Origin of the sequence: Streptomyces sp. yr375 (assembly GCF_900110755.1) — a bacterium.
Taxonomy (GTDB): Bacteria; Actinomycetota; Actinomycetes; order Streptomycetales; family Streptomycetaceae; genus Streptomyces.
In genome coordinates this window covers 61,142-78,809 of record NZ_FOFF01000030.1, presented here as the reverse complement: position 1 = coordinate 78,809, position 17,668 = coordinate 61,142, and the positions used below count along the sequence as shown (strand labels likewise).

Annotated in this window: 20 protein-coding genes; 3 read left to right on the top strand and 17 right to left on the bottom strand. The window is 68.8% G+C overall.

Going from position 1 to position 17,668, the window contains the following annotated elements:
• Nucleotides 1–95: 95 nt before the first annotated feature.
• The 17 genes from BMZ82_RS25950 to eccB form a co-directional block, all read right to left on the bottom strand.
• Nucleotides 96–398 (bottom strand): WXG100 family type VII secretion target, encoded by a 303-nt coding sequence (locus tag BMZ82_RS25950; protein WP_093779809.1) that lies wholly within the window; start codon nt 396–398, stop codon nt 96–98.
• An 85-nt stretch (nt 399–483) separates the two neighbouring features.
• Nucleotides 484–822: a WXG100 family type VII secretion target gene (locus BMZ82_RS25945; protein ID WP_093779808.1), complete on the bottom strand. Its 339-nt coding sequence runs from the start codon at nt 820–822 to the stop codon at nt 484–486.
• A gap of 92 nt (nt 823–914) precedes the next feature.
• Nucleotides 915–2,024 carry a S8 family serine peptidase gene (locus tag BMZ82_RS25940; protein ID WP_093779831.1) on the bottom strand — a complete coding sequence of 370 codons (1,110 nt, stop codon included), beginning with the start codon at nt 2,022–2,024 and terminating at the stop codon, nt 915–917.
• Between the two features lie 202 nt (nt 2,025–2,226).
• Nucleotides 2,227–3,939 carry a WXG100 family type VII secretion target gene (locus BMZ82_RS40875; protein WP_177244670.1) on the bottom strand — a complete coding sequence of 571 codons (1,713 nt, stop codon included), beginning with the start codon at nt 3,937–3,939 and terminating at the stop codon, nt 2,227–2,229.
• Nucleotides 3,939–4,373, bottom strand: coding sequence for a hypothetical protein (locus BMZ82_RS25930; RefSeq protein WP_371271304.1), 435 nt, complete (start codon nt 4,371–4,373; stop codon nt 3,939–3,941). The genes BMZ82_RS40875 and BMZ82_RS25930 overlap by 1 nt, the downstream gene beginning before the upstream one ends.
• Before the next feature lie 202 nt (nt 4,374–4,575).
• On the bottom strand, nt 4,576–5,112 hold the full coding sequence (locus tag BMZ82_RS25925; protein ID WP_093779806.1) for a hypothetical protein: 537 nt from the start codon (nt 5,110–5,112) through the stop codon (nt 4,576–4,578).
• The gene (locus BMZ82_RS25920) at nt 5,090–6,379 is read right to left on the bottom strand and encodes a WXG100 family type VII secretion target (RefSeq protein ID WP_093779805.1); all 1,290 of its coding nucleotides are present in this window, start codon (nt 6,377–6,379) and stop codon (nt 5,090–5,092) included. Before BMZ82_RS25920 ends, BMZ82_RS25925 begins: the two co-directional genes overlap by 23 nt.
• Entirely contained in the window at nt 6,379–6,681 is a 303-nt protein-coding gene (locus tag BMZ82_RS25915; protein WP_093779804.1) for a DUF6317 family protein, read from the bottom strand. Before BMZ82_RS25915 ends, BMZ82_RS25920 begins: the two co-directional genes overlap by 1 nt.
• A complete protein-coding gene (locus BMZ82_RS25910) occupies nt 6,681–7,004 on the bottom strand; it encodes an SAV_915 family protein (protein ID WP_256252110.1) in 324 nt (107 codons plus the stop codon). The genes BMZ82_RS25915 and BMZ82_RS25910 overlap by 1 nt, the downstream gene beginning before the upstream one ends.
• Nucleotides 7,005–7,373: 369 nt before the next feature.
• Nucleotides 7,374–8,069, bottom strand: a complete 696-nt coding sequence (locus BMZ82_RS25905) for a contact-dependent growth inhibition system immunity protein (protein ID WP_093779803.1) — start codon at nt 8,067–8,069, stop codon at nt 7,374–7,376.
• 22 nt (nt 8,070–8,091) lie between these two features.
• Entirely contained in the window at nt 8,092–8,391 is a 300-nt protein-coding gene (locus tag BMZ82_RS25900; RefSeq protein ID WP_093779828.1) for an RNase A-like domain-containing protein, read from the bottom strand.
• A gap of 14 nt (nt 8,392–8,405) precedes the next feature.
• The gene (locus BMZ82_RS25895) at nt 8,406–9,116 is read right to left on the bottom strand and encodes a hypothetical protein (protein ID WP_093779802.1); all 711 of its coding nucleotides are present in this window, start codon (nt 9,114–9,116) and stop codon (nt 8,406–8,408) included.
• 29 nt (nt 9,117–9,145) lie between these two features.
• Nucleotides 9,146–10,840, bottom strand: a complete 1,695-nt coding sequence (locus BMZ82_RS25890) for an RNase A-like domain-containing protein (protein ID WP_177244669.1) — start codon at nt 10,838–10,840, stop codon at nt 9,146–9,148.
• Nucleotides 10,840–11,154, bottom strand: coding sequence for a WXG100 family type VII secretion target (locus tag BMZ82_RS25885; protein WP_093779801.1), 315 nt, complete (start codon nt 11,152–11,154; stop codon nt 10,840–10,842). Before BMZ82_RS25885 ends, BMZ82_RS25890 begins: the two co-directional genes overlap by 1 nt.
• 51 nt (nt 11,155–11,205) lie before the next feature.
• Entirely contained in the window at nt 11,206–11,625 is a 420-nt protein-coding gene (locus BMZ82_RS25880) for a WXG100 family type VII secretion target (protein WP_093779800.1), read from the bottom strand.
• Nucleotides 11,626–11,747: 122 nt separating this feature from the next.
• Nucleotides 11,748–13,022 carry a type VII secretion-associated serine protease mycosin gene (mycP, locus tag BMZ82_RS25875; protein ID WP_093779827.1) on the bottom strand — a complete coding sequence of 425 codons (1,275 nt, stop codon included), beginning with the start codon at nt 13,020–13,022 and terminating at the stop codon, nt 11,748–11,750.
• 29 nt (nt 13,023–13,051) lie between these two features.
• On the bottom strand, nt 13,052–14,578 hold the full coding sequence (gene eccB, locus BMZ82_RS25870; protein ID WP_093779799.1) for a type VII secretion protein EccB: 1,527 nt from the start codon (nt 14,576–14,578) through the stop codon (nt 13,052–13,054).
• Nucleotides 14,579–14,803: 225 nt separating this feature from the next.
• Here eccB and eccE point away from each other — a divergent pair, with 225 nt between their 5' ends.
• The 3 genes from eccE to BMZ82_RS42025 form a co-directional block, all read left to right on the top strand.
• Nucleotides 14,804–16,120 carry a type VII secretion protein EccE gene (eccE, locus tag BMZ82_RS25865; protein WP_093779798.1) on the top strand — a complete coding sequence of 439 codons (1,317 nt, stop codon included), beginning with the start codon at nt 14,804–14,806 and terminating at the stop codon, nt 16,118–16,120.
• Nucleotides 16,117–16,920 carry a hypothetical protein gene (locus tag BMZ82_RS25860; protein ID WP_093779797.1) on the top strand — a complete coding sequence of 268 codons (804 nt, stop codon included), beginning with the start codon at nt 16,117–16,119 and terminating at the stop codon, nt 16,918–16,920. Before eccE ends, BMZ82_RS25860 begins: the two co-directional genes overlap by 4 nt.
• A gap of 438 nt (nt 16,921–17,358) precedes the next feature.
• Nucleotides 17,359–17,668 (top strand): SCO5717 family growth-regulating ATPase (locus BMZ82_RS42025; protein WP_256252112.1); only part of this gene is annotated, 310 nt, incomplete at its 3' end.

Sequence of the window (17,668 nt, the reverse complement as noted above, 5' to 3'; positions counted from 1 at the left end):
TCAGTCCGAGTGCCCAACCTTCCGGACGAGGGCAGAGCACAGGGTGGGCACCTCCCGTGCGTGCCCACCCTGTGCTCCGAAGTACGTGCTTGCCCTTACATGAAGTAGCTGGCGCCCTTCAGGTCGCCGCCGCGGTAGTCACCGCCGGCGCCGTGGACCTGGTGCGAGATCTGGAGCAGCGCCGCGTGGATACCCCGGGCGTGCTTGTTCCACTCTTCGCTCTTGCTCTGGAACTGCTGGAACGCCTCGCCCCCCCAGCCCGCGGACACGTTGAGCACGGCCTGCCTCAGCGCTTCGAGGTCTTCCTCAAGCTTCGTGGCCTGGGTGCCGAGCTCGGTGGCGAGCGCGTCCATGGTGCCGTATGTGACGGCGAGTTCCTCGTAATGGGCTCCGGACATGTTTCCCTCGTTTCTCTGAAGATTTCAGTCGGACTTCGCAGTCCGGGCAACGGTGAGGTTCAGCGCGACCAGTGGTTCGTGCTCGTCAGTAGCTGCTGAGCGCCGAATTCTTTCCGCCGAGATCCTCGACCGAGATCTTGGTCATGTCGGCCGTGATCTGGTCTTCGAGGTTCTGCTTGTCGGTCTTGGTCATGTGGATGCCCTCGAGGAAGTCGTCGAGCATCTTGCCGATCCCGACCATGTGGCCGTTGATCTCCGTCTGCTTGGCGTTGAACGCGTTGGCACCCTGGCCGGTCCACGCCTTCTCGATCATGTCGATCGTGCCCTGCAGTTTCGCGAGGGAGCCCCTGATGTTGTCGTATCGATCGATGACTTCCTTCTGGAGCTTCTGTACATCGCCGTCATTGAGCTTGCGGTCGACCATTTCGGCACTCCCTTTCGTGAGCTGTGGTTCGTTTCTGCGCGCCTCACTGCGCCAGAACCGTTGTGTGTGACCGGTCGTCGTGTGTGGGTCGTTCAGGCACCTCGCCGTGAGCGGATCACCGCGAAGGCGCCACCGCCGATCACAAGGACAGCCGCCGCGGCTCCGAGCGCAACCCACATCGTGGTGTTGCCGGAGGTGTCGGAAGTGTCGGAGGTTGATCCTGCCGCCGAAGTCTGGCCGTCTGAAGTGCCCTTCGAGGGCTGTGACGGGGTTGATGCGGAAGCGGAGGGTGAGGTACCTGTCTTGTCCGTGACGCCCGTGGCGTTTTCCCTGGCGAGCGGGTCGGTGTTGGCTGGGCCGGGGTTGAAAGCGCTGTTCTCCAGCACCATGCGGGGGCGGATCAGTCCGTATCCGAGGTATGTACTCGGGTTGTTTTTCGCCCAGTCACGTCCGGCGGTGTCGATCAGGCTGGCGAGGACTTGGTTGGCGGTCCACTTGGGGTGGGCGGACCAGACGAGGGCGGCGGAGGCGGAGGCGATGGCGGTGGCTTGGCTGGTGCCCTGGCCTGTGCAGTAGGAACGGAACGTGTTATCGCACCAAGTGGGGACGTTCAGGCCGGGGGATGCCAGGTCGACGTAGTTGCCGTGTTCGGAGAACTTTCCGACCTTGCCAGACTCGTCAGATGCCGCAACGCCGACTACGTAGGGGTAGGCGGCCGGGTAGCCGATGAAGTTCTTCTTTTGTGCATCATTGCCGGTACCGGCGATCATCAACTTTCCCTTGGACTGGGCGTACTTGATCGCCTCGAGATCCTCAGGGTCATCAATGTCGCTAGTGATGGACATACTGATGATTTTGATGTCGCTGTCAGCAATTGATCTGATCACGTCCGCCAGTGCGGGTGCCTTCCGCGTCTCGGTGGCGCTGTCCAATCCGCGGATCGCGACCCGATAGGGAACGATCTTCGCCCCCGGGGCTAGGCCCTTGAGGCCTCCACCGGCGCCAGTACCGGCGATCAATTCCGCCATGCTCGTCCCGTGGCCCGAAGAGTCATTTGTCGCTTTGTAACCGACAGCTTTGGACACCTCCCCAACGAGCACCTGCCCTTTCAACGCAGTGGTCTCGGGATTGACCCCCGTATCGACAACGGCCACCTTGACGCCCTTGCCGGTACTTACCTTCCACATCTCTTCGGCTTTCATCGCCGTCAGGTACCACTGCTGGGACTGGACGTCGGCGGCCGACGCGCTCGGAGCCAGCCCTGCCGAGAGGACGGCCAAGGCGCCGAGCGCTGAACAGACGGCGGAAACCCGTCTCCCGTTTTGTTCCGCGAAAGACGCGCTCCGCCCGCCGCGTCGGCTGCTCCCTGCCACCATGCCTCTGTCTGTCCTCGCTCTTGTCCGGTCAGTCGGTTGGCGACGCATCATCGCGCCGCTCGTCACGGCGCGAACGTGTCTCGCCTGCACCCTGTTTGCGCGCAGAACCACGCACCGCGCCCGGGCCGCCGGGTGTGTTCCCACTGTTCTTGCTTCCGGAAGCTCGCCCCTTCGGCGTTCCGACCACACCGTCCGGGCTGCCGACAGGGCGGCGAGCCGCCTGTCCCGCGCCCTTTCCCGTCGTGGAGTCGGATGTCCCGATCACCCCACGCTGGCCGGGCTTCTCGCCCGCGGCACGCGAGGTGGACGCGCCCTCGCCGCCGACGACCGTACCGCGCGGCAACCTGGAACCGTTGGTGCCGGGGGCGCCCCGGGTGGCAGGCCTCCCGCCGACAACGCCGTCGCCCGTTCGTGCGGCACCGGTACGTCCAGCGCCCGGACGCCCGGGGTTCGTGGCACCCATGCCGGTCACGGGACTGCGTGGGACACTGCCGGTGCGTCCGGCCGCCTGCCCGCCAGTCTTCGGCGCCCCGCCGACCACACCTCGCCCCATGGGACCAGTGGTGCGGCCGCCCGTCTTCCCTGTTGCTGCCGCGGCACGTCCCGCCTGCCCCATGGGGCCGGTTCCCGTACGCCCTGCCGCAGTGCCGCCAGGCACGCCGCCGGCTCGCCCCTGCGACGTGCCGGGAACCCTGCTTCCCGGCGCGCCTCCGAACCCTGAGGTACGTCCGGCCGGCCCTCGGAAAGTAGGGGGTACGCCGACGGGGGCAAAGGGAGGAAGCGTTCCCGCAGGGGTTGCGTTGGGGCCTGCCGTCGAGGGGGGTGTGACCGTCGTCGGCTTCATGGTGTCCTGGGGCGGCAACGTACCGACGCTGTCGATCTCCGTGCCCACATGCCGTTCGGGAAGCCTGACGGTCTCGTCCCCGCTCTTGGGGGATGACGGCAAGTCCTCCGCACGCGGTCGCTCCACCATGGTGTCCACAGAGTGCCGGCGTGTGGTTCCTGATCCACTTGCTGCTGCAAGAGATCCTTGGCCCGGCGGTTCCTTGACCGGAGTAAAGTCTTCCGGCTCAGGCACCCCCACATCCGGCATCTTTGGAAACACCGGCTCCTCCGCCAGCTGCATCATCCCGCTCGACACCGTGTAGAACGAGGCCAGCCGGTACATCTGGTTGATCGCCTCTTGGCGGTCCTTCTCGGCACTGACCGCCGCCGTGTACTCCGCGTTGCCGTCGACGCGCTGGGGCGTCGGGATGTCGTCGACCTTTTTGGGGTCGATGCGGTTGTCGCGGGGAGGCATGGACTTGCGTACGGAGGCGAGGCCGGAGCTTGCCGCCAGGACCTGGGTGCCCACCTCGTCGGTGTAACCGGCGAGCGCGAGGGCCGTGGTCGTCAGGTTCATGCCCCAGGTGTAGAAGGCGGTGTGGGCCTCGCCCTCCCAGTCGACGTCGCCGAGGTTGCGGCTGAGTTCGTTGGCGGCGTCGTTGATGGCGTCCCGGGCGTCGACGAGGGCCGTGGCGGCGCTCTCCAGGGTCGCAGGGTTCGCCGACTCGACGATGTCGATCATGGCGTTGAGGTCGTAGCCCTCGAAGCTGGTCTTGCCGAAGCCGCCCGGACTGCCGGGTGCCGGGGGGCTGAGCACCGCGGCCTTGTGCACGACGTCGTCCACGCCGGTGTTCTGCCGGACGGCGTCCTGGCGTTCCGCCTGGTAGTGGTCCGGCTTCTTCTTGTCGCCGCTCATCAGTACCCCGCGTCGGTGTGGTCGGCGTCGTTGGTCCGCTGGATCTGCTTGTTCAGCGCCTCGTCCCGGTCACGGTTGACCTCGGTGCGGATCTCGTGGAACCGGTACCGAAGGTCCTCTTCGAGGTTGTCGAAGGTGACGTCCACGCCGTGCACGGCGATCTGCATCGCCTCGAGTTGGAGTCCCAGTGACTTGGAGAGCGCCGTGATGCGCTCGTGGACGCGCGCGTACTGCAGATGGAGCGTCTTTGCCTCCGGGAAGTCGCCCGCTCCGAACGTGGCTTCCGACAGGCTGTGGTCCGCGACCTTCGCCGAGCCGCCCGCCGATTTCTCGAAGGCCGTGAGCAGGTCGTCCACCCGCTTTTTGAACGTCGAGAGCGCCATGTAGCCACGCCGTACGTCAGCGAGGCCCCCGCCCATGTCCGCAGGAATCACGACAGCCACTCTCCCCGTTTTCCGCCACTCGTCCTGAGCAGCTCAGCCCACGCCTCTCAAGTGTTCACGACTGCAGTGCAACCACTGTAATGACTTCCTCCGACAGCCCCAACTGCCCTATGCGACAGCCGCGCCGGCGCCGATATGCACTCATCTCATTCCTTGCAGAACGCCACATACCGACCCGACACCCCGGCGTCCGTCATGTTCGGGAGGTTTTCCCCTGCAACCAGAGCCGCGCCCCGACCTCGCTGGGGTACTCGCGCACGGTGAGCATCGCGACGCTCCACCCCAGGGCGAACGCGGCGAGCGCCGGCATCACGGGAGCAGCGATCAGCACCAGCGCGCGGCCGACGACGGCCAGTCCCGTGGAGCGGCGGGTCTCGTCGCGCTTGCGCGCGCGGAACTCGTCGGGGGCAGGCGGATCCAGAAGGTCCTTGTGGTGGCGCCGACGCTGCACCAACCACCCCCAGACCACGGCGATACAGGAAGCGACAACCTGAGCCCAGTCCCACGCCGTGCGCACGGTCGGCGGCAACACAGTTCGAAATCCCTGGTAGAGACTGATCGAGGCGAAGCACAGGAAGGCAAGGACGGTGAGCAGAAGTACGGCTGTCCAGGCCCGGCGCAGCCAGTAGCGCGCACCGCGCTGGAACCAGGTGGTGCCGAGTCCTTGAAGGGCTGGGATCCGGACATGCGCCACCGAAGCGGGGATCTCAGAAGATGCTCGTGACGCCATGCCAAACGTCCTTCCCCAGTCGTATGAAGTCGTGCCCTGTGTCCGACAGGACGTCACCGGTGCCGTGCAACACCCCGCCGACCACACCGTGGTCGTGGATGTCCTCACTCCAGTGCTCGTGGAAGGAGTGGTCGATGATGCCGGTGGCACCGATCACCACCAGGCCGCCGCCCACGGCCACCGCGGCGGCGGGCACCTCGAAGGGCAGGGCGGCCACGACGCCCGCCGTGACGGCCGTTCCGGCCACCAGACCGGCGATGTTCGCGCCGCCGTCGACGGCAACCGACTTCTGCCACGACCAGCCCTTGTCGTGGTCGTCGGAGGCTTCGAGTATTCCGCAGGCACCGGCCGCGGCGACATCCAGGACCGGTACCTCTTTGAGGAAGTCCGGCAGTTTCTCCATGCTCTTGCCCGCGCGGAGCGCGTCTGCGGCGTCGGCCAGTTTGACGTTGAGGGCCCGGTCGTACGGCAGTGCCGTGCTGCCGTGGTCCGCGCGGGCCATGGCCTCTTCGAGGGAGTCCACCTTCATGACCGCGTCGGCGTACGCGCCCTTGGCCGGAAGGTCGGCGGGCAGTGCGCGGCCCGCCTTCTGGTACGCCTTGCGCTCCGCGCGGAGGTCTTTCTTGGCGGCCCGCTCCTCGGCCCTGGCATCGTCGATCTTGGTGCGGGCCTTCGCTCCGTCGACCCGGGCGTCCTCGGCATCGTAGGCGTACAGCCCGCGCAGATAGTCGGCGATGGTGACCTTGTCGCCGGTGGATGCGGGTGCCGTCACCTGTCCGTACAGCCCCCGCAGCTTGTCCGCCGCCACCAGCCGGGCGTGCTGCGCCGTGTGCAGCACCTCCTGGCGCACCTTGTCGTACTCGCCCATCGCGGAGATCGTCTTCTGGTCCTGCGCGCTCGGCGGGTTCGCGGTGACGATCGTCCGGGGCACGCCCATCGCGCCCATGAGCACGCCGTTGCGGGTCGCCACGTGTTCGGCGTTCTGCAGGGCCGTCTCGCAGGTGGTGAGCGCGTCGGCGAGGTCGGAGAGGATGTCCCCCGCGTCGTGGACGAGGTTGGCGTACGCGCCTGCCGTCAGCGCGTCCTCGCTCCAGGTGGCGCGGAAGGTCTCCGCCGCCTCGCCCTTCCAGGCCGCATCGCCGACCAGCGCCTCGACGGCGCGGCTGATCGGCGTGATGACGTCGTCGAGCTTGTCCTTGGCGTTCTGGTACGTCTCGGCCATCGTGCGCAGTCCGCCGATGTCGCCGCCGACCCAACTGTCCGCCATCAGCCGTCACCCTCCATCAGGTCGTCGAAGAGTCCGTGGACGTCGATGTCGTGCCGTTGGAAGGAGTCGCGGGCGTACGTCACCTTGTCGCCGTGGTCGTCCAGCCGGTCGGCGAAGCCGGTGTGCAGGGCGACGATGAGGTCGGCGACCTCCTTGAGGGCGTGGTCGAGCCCGGTGTCGCCGCCGCTGACGAGGGGCGGGGCGACGTCGGCGTGCAGCTTGCGGTAGTTGACGGCCTCGTCGTGGAAGGTCTTGGACATCGCGGTGAGGTCGCCGAGGACGGCCTTGAAGTCGGGCGGCATCAGCGCACCTCCCGGGCGTAGGCGGCCAGGTCGTCCGGCTGCCAGTTGTGGTGGCCGGGCGCGACCAGCGGGTCGAGGAGGACGGTGACGTCGTGCTCGGCGACGGCCTCGGCCAGGGGGCCGATCGAGGTGGCGACCCAGGGCTGGGCCATGCCCAGCGCGGCGACGAGCCGGTCGCGGGTGGTGAAGGCGAACGCCACGGCCTCGGATCCGGTGCCGTCCATGGGGTGCCCGAAGAGTTCGTACGCGATGAAGGGCACGCGGGCCGGGCGGCCGTCCGCGCCCGTGACGTCGGCGTACCGGGGATGGGCAGGTACGAACACGGGCGTGTGGTAGGCGGGAATGCCGGGTGTGAGGCCCGGGAGTGCCAGCCGGGTTGGTTCTGCCCCTGCGACCTCGGCGTATTCGAGAAGGCGTGATCTGCCCGGCTGCGGCGTTGCCGGAGACGCCGGGAGCACCCCTGCGGGCGGCTCTGCCTCGATGTAGTCGAGGAGGCGTGAACGAATTGGTGTGCCCACCGCCGTCTCCTGTTCCCCGTGGACCTGCGGATGATGTGGCGGCACCACCGTAGCCAGGAGACTTTCGGGCAAGTCCGGCTATATCAGGTTGACGGGGTCGACGCATGCGGAACCCATACAGGTGTTTTTCCCTGGCCAGATCAGTACTTGACCGCGGGATGACCCGGCTCTCTGTCAGGGCGCGTCCGCCTGCGCGCCGGGCCCGTAGTCGGCGCGCGGAGCGCTCAGTCGGCCCGCGACCAGCGCGAGCCAGCCGCTGGGTGAGTACGGGGCCGGAGGGTCCACCTCCATGCCCAACTCGGCGACGGACAAGGCGTAGTCGGACTCGTCCAGGTCGAGGGCGAGCAGTTCGTGCAGTTCGCCGACGAGGCGGGCCACGAGGTGCGGGTCGGTGGTGGTGCGGTAGTCGTCGACGGCCGCGTCGTGGTCGTCGAACTCGTCGGGCATGTCCTGCGAGAACCAGCCGCCGAGGAACTGGCCCAGCTCCGGGAAGCGGGCGTGCCACTCCCAGTGGGTGGCGGGGACGGCCATGGGCGGGACGTCGCCCTGCTCGATGCTGTGCTTGATCTGGTCGGCCAGGCAGTACAGCCACTGCTGGATCTCGCCCTCGGGCAGACCGACGTCCGGGATCGCGTAGAACTCGCCCAGACGGAGCCGGAGTCGGCCCGGCGGGTTGTCGGCGTACTCGCGCAGTTGCCGCTCCGCCACGGCCAGGGCCCAGGGGCGGGTGTGCCAGGTCTGTCGCAGGTAGGCCGTCAGGGCAGGGCTCGACCTGTCGGGGGCGTCGTTCGCCGACTGGCCGGCGTAGGAGCGGATGACCTGGTCCAGTTCGCCGTAGCGGCGGTCGTGTTCGAGGGGGCTCAAGGGCACGGTGGGCAGCCTCTACAGGTTTCTACAGGTAGACGGGGAAGGTGGCGTGGATGGCGAAGCCGTGGGGGCGGCTTGCGTCCCGCTGAAGGATCACCCGGGCCGCGCGCACGTCAACGGGCTCCCGGCCGGCCAGCAGCATCGCCTGCAGCAGTACTCGGCCCACCGCCTCGGAGCGCGACGGCCATGATGCCTCAATGGTCAGACGCCAGCGTGTGGACTCGGCCAGCCAGCGGTGGATGACCTGCTCGTTGACGGTGACAACCTGCTGGGTGGCCCACTGGGCGGTCTCGCGATCGGGGTAGGTGGCAGTGCGGCTGCGCATCATGTGGCTCCTGATCAGTCCGGCGCGTGGTACTCGCGCATGTGCGCGGTGAAGGTGTCGATAATGAGGGGGAGCCAGTCCGACCAGGCGAGGGTTCCTGACCCCAGGCCGTGTTCCTCTTCGAAGAACCGTCGCAGCGTGTCCTCGCTGTGGAAGATGGCCAGCGCTTCAGCACACTCCGCTACGACAGGAGGAAGGCACCACAGGCAGATGGGGTGACAGTGGTCGATGAAGAGCTGGAGCCCTTCGGCCTCGGTCATGTCCTCCTCGGTCGCCATTCCGTCCTGGTCGTAGTAGTTCTGAAGGAACTCGGTCAACTGGGGGAAGCGGCAGCCGAGTTCCCAACTCGTGGGGGTCGCCCGAAGAAGTTTGGTCACGAAGCCCGACTCCCAGGATTCCGTGTGCACGGCAACGGCTCGCAGCGCCCTCCACGGCTCGTCCGTAGGCCACGCGGCGATGAGTTCACCCAGGTCCACGGGCACAGCCGTACCAGTACCGCTCTCCGAGGCCTGTTCCAGGGCGTCGGCGATCAGGCGTACCTGCGCCGCCACCTCATAGAGGTTCCGTCCGCCGCTTCTTCCCGCCAGCCAAAGGGATCGCAGAACCGGTTCCAGAACGGCGTCGCGTTCCTCCAGATGATCGATCACTCGGCCGTCGCGAAACACCGACAGCAAGGCCCGCGCACCTGCGAAGCGGAAGTAGTTGATCGTGTCTTCGCTGAGCATGTCTCTCGGCCACTCCTCGATTCTGCCTGTCAGTTCTTCGTGGGGGTGGACGTTATGAGGGTGAACGGGGGGTCCATTCCCGGATCGGGCTTCACCCGAATCTGCACGCCGTGCGAATCGACGACATTCGGCGGCTGATGGGAGTTCAGGCCGGCCTGGTAGTCCGCCTTGGAAATACTTCTTCCTGTCACCGGACCATTTGCGTCATGATAGGTGAAGACCTTGTTCGGCGGATGGTACGGGGGCCCGCTGTCCAGGTAGCGCTTGATATCGTCCTGGTTCTTGTCGACGCACAACTGCGTGTACTTCTGGGCGTCCGTCATGGTTTCAAAGGTGGAGGCGGCAGGAATGTTGGTCTGGTCGCGCAGCCGCTGGGCGAGCTGAGCGTTGTCCTTTCCGATGTGCTTGTCCACTCCATGGGAGTTCGCAATGTATTCCTGGCCGGCCAGATCGAGCGGGTACCTGTGGTTTCCCGCCGAGTCGTCCGGCACGGTCCACTGGTGTTCCTTCTTGAACTCGTTGAGGGCCCGCGCACCGAATGCCTCTGCCCGTGCCTCCTCGGCAGCGTACCGGGGAGCGCTGAGCTCTGCTTCCGCCAGATCCGTCTTGAGCGCGCGGAGTTGGGGCGTCAGGGCGTCGACCCGGCTGTTGTAGTGCTCCACCACCGCGTTCAGGGCAGCGGTGTCGATGTTGAGCGTGATCTCGGCACTGAGTTCCGCGCCCGCTGTGAAGATCCCCTTCATGACGCGGCCGACCGTCTTCGCCCCCTCCTTGACGTCGTCCATGTCAAGGCCGTCACTGAGGTCGATTTTGCCGACGGCCTGCTTCACGGCTTCGAAGTAGACGTCCCAGACCTTGCCGTTCAGTTCGACCGCGGCTTCGGCGAACTCGCGCAACACATCGCTGATCTTCTTCGCGCTGTCGAAGAGAACCGACATGACCGGGTGCGTGGCGGTGGGGCTGGAAGCGCTGTCGTGCTTCCACTTGTAGGGGGAGTCCTGAGGATTCTTCCCCCATGCGGAGGTTCCCCACAGGGAGCTGCAGAACTGGCGCATGGCGTCATACCACTCGCTGTTGCTCTGCTGCGTGATACCGCTCACCAGACCGGTCAGCGTGCTCTCCGTCATGGAGAGCGTGATGGTCATGTCCGCCCAGTCCTGGGAGAGGGAGTTCAGATAGTGCTGCTGCGGATAGGGGTAGACCTCCGCCACCTTGCCCCAGCGGAAGGCGTGCTCCAGGAGGGGCCGGATGATGTGCCAGACGACATCGGGTATGCATTCCAGAAGTGAGCGGATGAAATCGTCGCCGCCGTCGTCGTCACCCCATTTGAGATCGGGCACGGAACCATAGTCCGGGGCCTTCTCGATGACCTGCGGCGGTGGCTGCGTCTGGGGTTTGGTCTTGCCGGAGGCGTCGTTCGCCGCCTCGGCCTTCGCGTAGTTGTTGGCAGTTGTGGCGAAGCCGACACCGGCGCCGCCGATGCTCTCCACGGACCTGGCCCACACCTTGAGGTAGAGAGTGCCGACCTCGACGTACGCCTTTGCCAAATCCTCGGCGGCCGTCCCGAACCCACCGGCGTCCGGGTACTTGTTCAGCTCGGTGAGCAGATCCTTGGCGGCTTTGTCGAAGGGCGTCTGCTGCCCGGCGAAGCCGCCTGCCACGTAGCGCAGGTGAGACGGCTTCACATCGATGGTGCCGCTCTGGGAAGGAGTCGGCGTTCCCATCAGAGCGCTCCCCAGCCCCGCAGCACCGCCCGGTGCGCCGCCGCGTAGTTGATGTGGCCGGTGGTCACATACGCGTGCAGCCACTTCTGGGCGGCCTGAAGGTCCTGCGCCGAGCGGTTCCACTCATCGAGTTTGTCGACGAACACCTCACGCGTCTCGCCCTCCCAGGCCTCGACGACCGGGACGACGCGGTCGTGGAGGCCGTCCAGTCTCTCGTTGAGCTTCTTGAGGATGTCCTCCAGATCGGCGGCCAGCTCGTGGAGCGTGGCGAAGGAGACCGTTATGTGGTCGTCGGGTGCGGCGCCGTTCGTCATTTTCCCCCTCGGTATCGGCGACTGCGTCGCGCATGGGCTGCTCGGCCCGCGTCAGAACGAGTCGAGGCTGCTACGCGGCGCCGACGTCGGCGCCTCGGTGTTCGGCGTCGACAGGCGGTCGACCTCGCTGTCGACGTCCACCTGGATCCGCCGCATCCGGGCGAGCACCTCGAGGTCGTCCCGGGAGAAGCCGTCGCGGCTCAGCCGTACCGCCTCCGCCAGCAGCTTCATCACTTCGCGGATGCGTACGGCGTCCTCGGCCGCCGCCCGGTGGAAGTCGCGGTAGGCCGACGCCGCCGGGCCGCGCCAGCCCGCCTCGATGCCGTCGACGACCGCGTCCATGCGCCGCACCTGCTTGTCCAGGTGATCCTGCATGCCGTCGAGGTCATCGGCGAGTTTGGTGAGGTCCGTCGCGGACGCCCGAAGATCTGGGCCGCCACCCTGCCCTGAGCCGGCTCCCGGCACTCCCATGCTGTACCTCCGCCCCCCTGTCACATCGGCATCACACGTCGCCTGCTGTTGCGATGATGCTAAGTCGGTGGCCACCACACGATTCAACTCGGCGCGCTGCACGGTGAGATGGCCGCTGCCTGCTACTCCGCCCCCGCAACCCTGCGTGCCCGCCGCCGCGCGTCCCGGATCGCGACCGCCGTGCCGCCCAGGCCCGCGACCAGGGCCGCCGCCGCCACGACCACGTATGTGGCGAGACGCGCGTTGCGTTCGTCGGGGGTCTCGCCGATCCGGAACTTCGCGGGGGACGGGGCCTCGGCCTTGCCCAGGCCGTCCTTGGGGCTCGGGGACTCGATGGGACGGTCGTCCTCGGTCAGTGCGCGGACCGGGTCGACGACGCCCCAGCCGACCAGCCGGTCGTGGCCCGCGATCGTGCGTTCCGCGGTCTGTTCGATCTGGGCGACGATCTCGCGGGCGGTCCAGTCCGGGTGCCTCGCCTTGAGCAGCGCGGCCACACCCGCCACGTACGGCGCCGAGAAGCTCGTCCCGTTGTCGGAGCAGTGGCCGCCCTGGGGGACCGTGGAGATCATGTCGACGCCGGGGGCCGCCACGCCGACGAAGTCGCCGGACTGGGAGAAGGAGGCGCGTTCGTTGTTGCGGTCGGAGGCGGCCACCGCCAGGACGCCTTCGTAGGAGGCGGGATAGGTCTCCTTGACGTTGCCGCCGAGGCCGTCGTTGCCCGCCGACGCCACGACCACGATCTTCCGGTCCAGGGCCTCGTCGATCGCCTTCTCCAGGTCGGGGGACGGCTTCATGGCGTTCGACGTGTCCTGGGAGATGTTGATGACCCCGGCCCCGGCCTGGACGGCGTAGTCGATCGCCGTGGTCAGGGACTTGGTGTCGCCGTGGCCCTCGGCGTCGTTCTGCTGGATCGGGATGATCGTCGCCTCGGGGGCCAGGCCCACGAAGCCGGTACCGTCGAGGGGGCGGGCCGCGATGATGCCGGCGACCTTGGTGCCGTGGCCGACGGTGTCCGTCGTGCCGTTTTCGTCGCCCCGCTCGATCGGGTCGCCGTTGTCGTCCTTGAGGTTCCTCGGCAGCAGGTTGCGGCCTGCCTTCACGTCCACCGCGTCGGTGAGCTGCGGGTTTTTGACGTCCACGCCCGTGTCGATGACGGCCACCCGGACGCCCTTGCCCTTGGAACGGCTCCACAGTTCGTCCAGAAGGACGCGCTGCAGCGCCCATGGACGGCCCGGGTACTCGCCGTTGGGGAACGTGCACTGGTCCGAGTAGGGCAGTTTGCCCACGGCCGACGCGGCTGGCGTGGCCGCTGCGGGGGGCGCGAGGACCGTCGCCGTGGCGAGGAGGGCCGCGGCCGTCATCAGCGTCGTACGCAGCACGGTCGTACGCAGCGTCATCGTCGTACGGAGCACCCTCGTCCGCCTCCTCACGAGCCCTGGGGCTGGCGTGCCGCCGCCGTCGACAGGCGCGGGCCGGTGGGCAGGAACTCCGACCAGGCGGCCGGGATCGGCGCCGGATGGACGTCCTTGTAGCCCAGCAGCGTCTGGGCCTGCTGCGCCTCCTGCTGGAGTTGCTCGCGCTTCTTCGCGGTGGTGCCGATGCCCGCGTCGGCCGTCGCACTGTCGCCGTTGGACTGGAGCACGTAGCGCAGGCCCGTGTCGGTGACCAGGAAGACCGGGCCGGCCTTGGTCTCCTCGCCCTGGAACTGGCGGTAGAGCTGACCCGAGCCCGGCGTGACGTAGGCACTGGAGGAACCGGTGGGGAGCTGGGCCGGGAACTCCGTGCCCGCCCAGGTGCTCAGGGTCGTGGCGCCCGACTCGGCGTTCACACCGCGCAGGACGGTGCAGATCGTGCTACGGCTCCCGGCGGCCGACGACGCCTCGTTGACCGGCACGGGATCCCCGGCCGGCCAGCGCTGCCCGGTGCCGAAGGCCTCGCCCGGCACGATCGCGCCGGGGCCCGTCTCACGGGCGTGACCGGCCTGGCCGAGCGGGGCCAGGTCCTTGCTGAACAGCAGAAGCTGGGCGACGAACGCGGACACGGGGGCGACCCGGCCGCTCAACACCACGTAGTACTGCTCCTTCTTGTTGTCGAACGCCTTGAGCACCATGCCGACCCTGTCGGCCGACTCGTCGAGCTGACCGGGCGCGTCGGCCGGTGCGCCCGGCTGCCCGGGAACGTCCGGGAAGGCGATCGGGTCGCCCCGGTGCAGGGTCGCCAGCCATTCCGCGGACACCCGCTGGGGCTGCCGGCCGGAACCGACCACCGCGCGCAGCAGCAACTCGTCGCTCTTGCCGATGGGATACGCCGTACCGTTCGCGTCGACGACGTAGCGCTTGCCGTCCGGGTCCGCCACGTAGAGCAGTTGGCCACCGTGCAGCCGCTCCGCGCCGTCGGTCGCCTTCTTCTCCCGGGCGGCCAGGACCAGCGCGGCCTTCTGGACGGAGTCGCCGCCCCCCGCGCTCGGCCGCTCGCAGACCGCCCAGCGCTTCCCGGTACCGGCCTCGGACGCCGACGGCAGCCGGTCGGGGGCGTACGGGATGCCGACGGTCACGCCGTGCGGGATTTTGCCGCTGTCGAGGACGGACTCCGAGACGGTCACCACGTCGCCCTGTCCCTCGTCGAGGAGCAGTTTGGCGGAGGCCATGTTGAGGACGGGGTGCAGTTGGACCTCCTTGCCGGTCCGCAGGACGACGTAGCGCGTGGTCGACTTGCTCGCGACGATCACCTTGGCGTTGGGCAGATCCCAGCCCTTCGGCGCGGTCGGCTTGAACATGCCCCACGCCCCGAAGACGGCCATGACGATCACCCCGACGACGATGCCGGGCAGGATCGCGCGCAGCGGGCGCGGCGCCCCCTCCTCCGAGCCGTCGGGCGACGGCTGCAGAAAGGCCGCGAGCATCCGGCGCTTCGCGAAGGTGTAGGCGTTGAGCTGGTCCCGCCGTGATGCCATCTGTGCCCGTCACTCCCCGTTTTCCGGCCGGTCCGCGTGCTCCGCGGCGCGGGTGGACCCGGTTCCCCGTCGCTGATGTCAGAGCGGCCACCTACTATGCCCGGTAACCGTGGGGGCTTGGGGAGCGGGTAGGGTTCCTGGGCCGTCGAGTGCCCTGTGCGGTGCTGGAACACGGGCGAATCGTGAGCGGAACGGGGGGATGGAGTGAGGGCTTCGGGAACAGGCGTGCGCTCCGTCGGGCGGTCGCGGAACCGGGGCTCCTCGGCGGCGGGTCCACAGCCGCCCGAGCGGTCCCGGCGGTCCGCGCGGTCGTCGGCGCCGGCCACGCTCGCGCTCAAGGCGCGCGCCGAGCAGGGCGGGGCGTTCCGGTTGCAACGCCTTGTCGTACTGGAGATCGCGGCGGCCGTCCTGCTCGTCGGCTGGGTGAGCGGGCCCGTGGTGCTGGCGGTGGCGGGGGTGATCGCCGCGGTGCTGGTGGTCCTCGCCTTCGCTCGTCGGCGTGGCCGCTCGCTGCCGGAGTGGCTGGCCACGGCACGGGAGTTGAAGGCCCGTCGGCGCGTGGCCGCCCGGCTGGTGATACCGCCCGGCACGGAACCGGGGTTCGGGCCGGCCGTGGAGTGCGATCCCGGGCTGCGGACGTACGCCCACGGCGGCCGTGACCGGCGGCCCGTCGGGCTCGTCGGGGACGGCACGTTCGTCACCGTCGTCCTCCAAGTGGAGGCGGACGCGACCGCGTTGCGCGCCGAGCGCGGCCGGCAGCCGCTGCCGCTCGCCCTGGTGCGGGACGCCCTCGAGGTGGACGGCATCCGCCTGGAGTCCGCCCAGATCGTGCTGCACACACAGCCCGCGCCCGCCCTGCATCTGCCCCGGCAGTCCGTGGCCGTGACCAACTACGCGCCCTTGCAGGAGCAGACCGGAGCGCCTGCGGTACGCATCACCTGGATCGCGTTGAAGCTGGATCCGGAGCTGTGTCCGGAGGCCGTGGCCGTCCGCGGGGGCGGTCTGACCGGCGCGCAGAAGTGTGTCGTACGAGCGGCGGATCACCTCGCGAGCCGGCTGACGGGCGCCGGATTCCGGGCGACCGTCCTCGACGAGGAGGAGTTGACGGCCGCCATCGCCACGTCGGCCTGCGCCAACCCGCTGGTGACGGCGGAGGCCGGGCGGACCGGGACGGTGGAGCGGCGCACCGAGGAGACCAGCCGGAGCTGGCGTTGCGACAACCGCCGCCACACCACGTATTGGCTGCGCCGGTGGCCTTCGTTGGGCGGGGGAGACGCTCCGTCGCTGCCGCAGTTCGTCGCCCTGGTCACGGCCGTTCCCGCGCTCGCCACGACGTTCAGTGTCACGCTCGCGCACGGTGACCGGCAGGAGGTGTCGCTGACCGGGCATGTCCGGGTGACCGGACGCAGCGACGACGAACTGGTGGCGGCCCGGCGCGCGGTGCAGGGCGCGGCCCGGCACACCGGCGCCGCGCTCGCCCGTCTCGACCGGGAGCAGGTGCCCGGCATGCTCGCGACACTGCCCCTCGGAGGTGCCCGGTGACGACTACGACGCCACGCGGAACCATCACTTCCGGCGAACCGGAACCGTCCGCCGGCCGGCCCGACCAGCCCGGCCGGTCGGGGCAGCCGGGACGCCGCTCCCCGCGCAGCGGCTTCGGCCTGATCGGGCCGCGGCACGGACGGCACTCGGTGTCCGTGGACCAACTGGCGGCGCTCGCGCTGCCCATCGGGGACGACGGTGTCGTCATCGGGGTCGGTGGGGAGGGGCGGCCGGCCGTGCTGGGGATCAATCGGCCCACGCCGTACGACGTCGTCCTCATCGGCGGGTTGTGGACCGCGCAGGTGCTCGCGCTGCGGGCGGCGGCGACCGGGGCGCGGGTGGCCGTGGAGACGGGGCGGCCGCAGGCCTGGGTGCAGATGGTGCACGCGATGGGCGGCGGGCAGAACGGGCTTGCGGTGTACGAGGTGGGCCGGGTGCCTCCGCAGGGTGCCTCGGCGGGCACGCCCGTGCTGGTGGTGCGGGACTGCGGGATGCGGCCGCCGCGCGGGCGGGTCAGCTCCGGGCCGTGGCAGTCCGTGCTGACGTTGCTGCCGTATCTCAGCCCGGTCGCCCCGCGGTTGATCCGGCAGGCGCGGCTCGTCGGCGTGCAGCGGATCTCGCCGGACGAGGCCGCGGAACTGGGCCGGGCGCTGGCGCTGCCCCGGCCCGACGTGGAGACCCTGCCCACCCTCGCCGACGGCCTGACCCTGTGGTGCGCGGACCGGGACCGGCAGTATGTGATGACACAGCCCACGGACGCGGAGATCGGGTTGCTGGGTACACCGAGACGGATGGACTGAAACGGATGGACTGAAGCGGCGGCGATGGGAACCGGTCGAGTCGGCCTTCTCCCTTCGCTTCCCTTCACCTCCGTTCATCTCCCTTCATCTCCCTTCATCTGTGCGGCACTTGAACCGCTATGGCCGTTTTGTCGGATGGTCTGGTGCGCTTGCGCCGGGCTTTCTCGGCCTGCCTTTGGAGTGCCTAACGTGGTGGACTGGCGCTGAGGGGTGGGCGGGCCTGCCGAGGCGGGCCGTCCGATGATTAGGCTGGTACGGGGCGCGATGCCGGAAACCAGCGGATCGGCGTCGGCGTCTCCGGGGGGAGGGTCGCATCGGACGACGTCAGACGGCCTCTGATCCCCTCGGACGACAGACAAGACACGCAGAAAAAAAGCAGGACACGCAAATGGTCGCCATGGCACGGCATGAGGGTGCTCGACCACACCAGGAGGAATTGTGAGCAGCGATCGGGACGGGATCCGCGGGGGCTGGGCCACACCCGGCGATGACCAGCCCGACGCGGAGACGGCCATCGAGACGACGGGCGAGTTCACCATCGACTACGCGCCGCCGGCTTGGTACACGCAGAACACGGGCGGCGGCGGCGCGGGAGTCGGTGACACGGGGGTCGGTGGAGCGGGAGTGGGAGCAACGGGAGTGGGTGGAGCGGGGGTCGGTGGCCCTGGCGCGCCGGGCACTCCGGCTGCGCCTGGCGTTCCGGGTGCGCCCGTCGTTCCGGGTGCGCCCGTCGTTCCGGGTGCGCCCG

What these genes read in the sequence shown, in the direction of transcription:
- BMZ82_RS25950 (WP_093779809.1), bottom strand. Translation starts at nt 398, where the DNA reads ATGTCCGGAGCCCATTACGAGGAACTCGCCGTCACATACGGCACCATG.
- BMZ82_RS25945 (WP_093779808.1), bottom strand. Translation starts at nt 822, where the DNA reads ATGGTCGACCGCAAGCTCAATGACGGCGATGTACAGAAGCTCCAGAAG.
- BMZ82_RS25940 (WP_093779831.1), bottom strand. Translation starts at nt 2,024, where the DNA reads ATGAAAGCCGAAGAGATGTGGAAGGTAAGTACCGGCAAGGGCGTCAAG.
- BMZ82_RS40875 (WP_177244670.1), bottom strand. Translation starts at nt 3,939, where the DNA reads ATGAGCGGCGACAAGAAGAAGCCGGACCACTACCAGGCGGAACGCCAG.
- BMZ82_RS25925 (WP_093779806.1), bottom strand. Translation starts at nt 5,112, where the DNA reads ATGGCGTCACGAGCATCTTCTGAGATCCCCGCTTCGGTGGCGCATGTC.
- BMZ82_RS25920 (WP_093779805.1), bottom strand. Translation starts at nt 6,379, where the DNA reads ATGGCGGACAGTTGGGTCGGCGGCGACATCGGCGGACTGCGCACGATG.
- BMZ82_RS25915 (WP_093779804.1), bottom strand. Translation starts at nt 6,681, where the DNA reads ATGCCGCCCGACTTCAAGGCCGTCCTCGGCGACCTCACCGCGATGTCC.
- BMZ82_RS25900 (WP_093779828.1), bottom strand. Translation starts at nt 8,391, where the DNA reads ATGCGCAGCCGCACTGCCACCTACCCCGATCGCGAGACCGCCCAGTGG.
- BMZ82_RS25895 (WP_093779802.1), bottom strand. Translation starts at nt 9,116, where the DNA reads ATGCTCAGCGAAGACACGATCAACTACTTCCGCTTCGCAGGTGCGCGG.
- BMZ82_RS25890 (WP_177244669.1), bottom strand. Translation starts at nt 10,840, where the DNA reads ATGGGAACGCCGACTCCTTCCCAGAGCGGCACCATCGATGTGAAGCCG.
- BMZ82_RS25885 (WP_093779801.1), bottom strand. Translation starts at nt 11,154, where the DNA reads ATGACGAACGGCGCCGCACCCGACGACCACATAACGGTCTCCTTCGCC.
- BMZ82_RS25880 (WP_093779800.1), bottom strand. Translation starts at nt 11,625, where the DNA reads ATGGGAGTGCCGGGAGCCGGCTCAGGGCAGGGTGGCGGCCCAGATCTT.
- mycP (WP_093779827.1), bottom strand. Translation starts at nt 13,022, where the DNA reads ATGACGCTGCGTACGACCGTGCTGCGTACGACGCTGATGACGGCCGCG.
- eccB (WP_093779799.1), bottom strand. Translation starts at nt 14,578, where the DNA reads ATGGCATCACGGCGGGACCAGCTCAACGCCTACACCTTCGCGAAGCGC.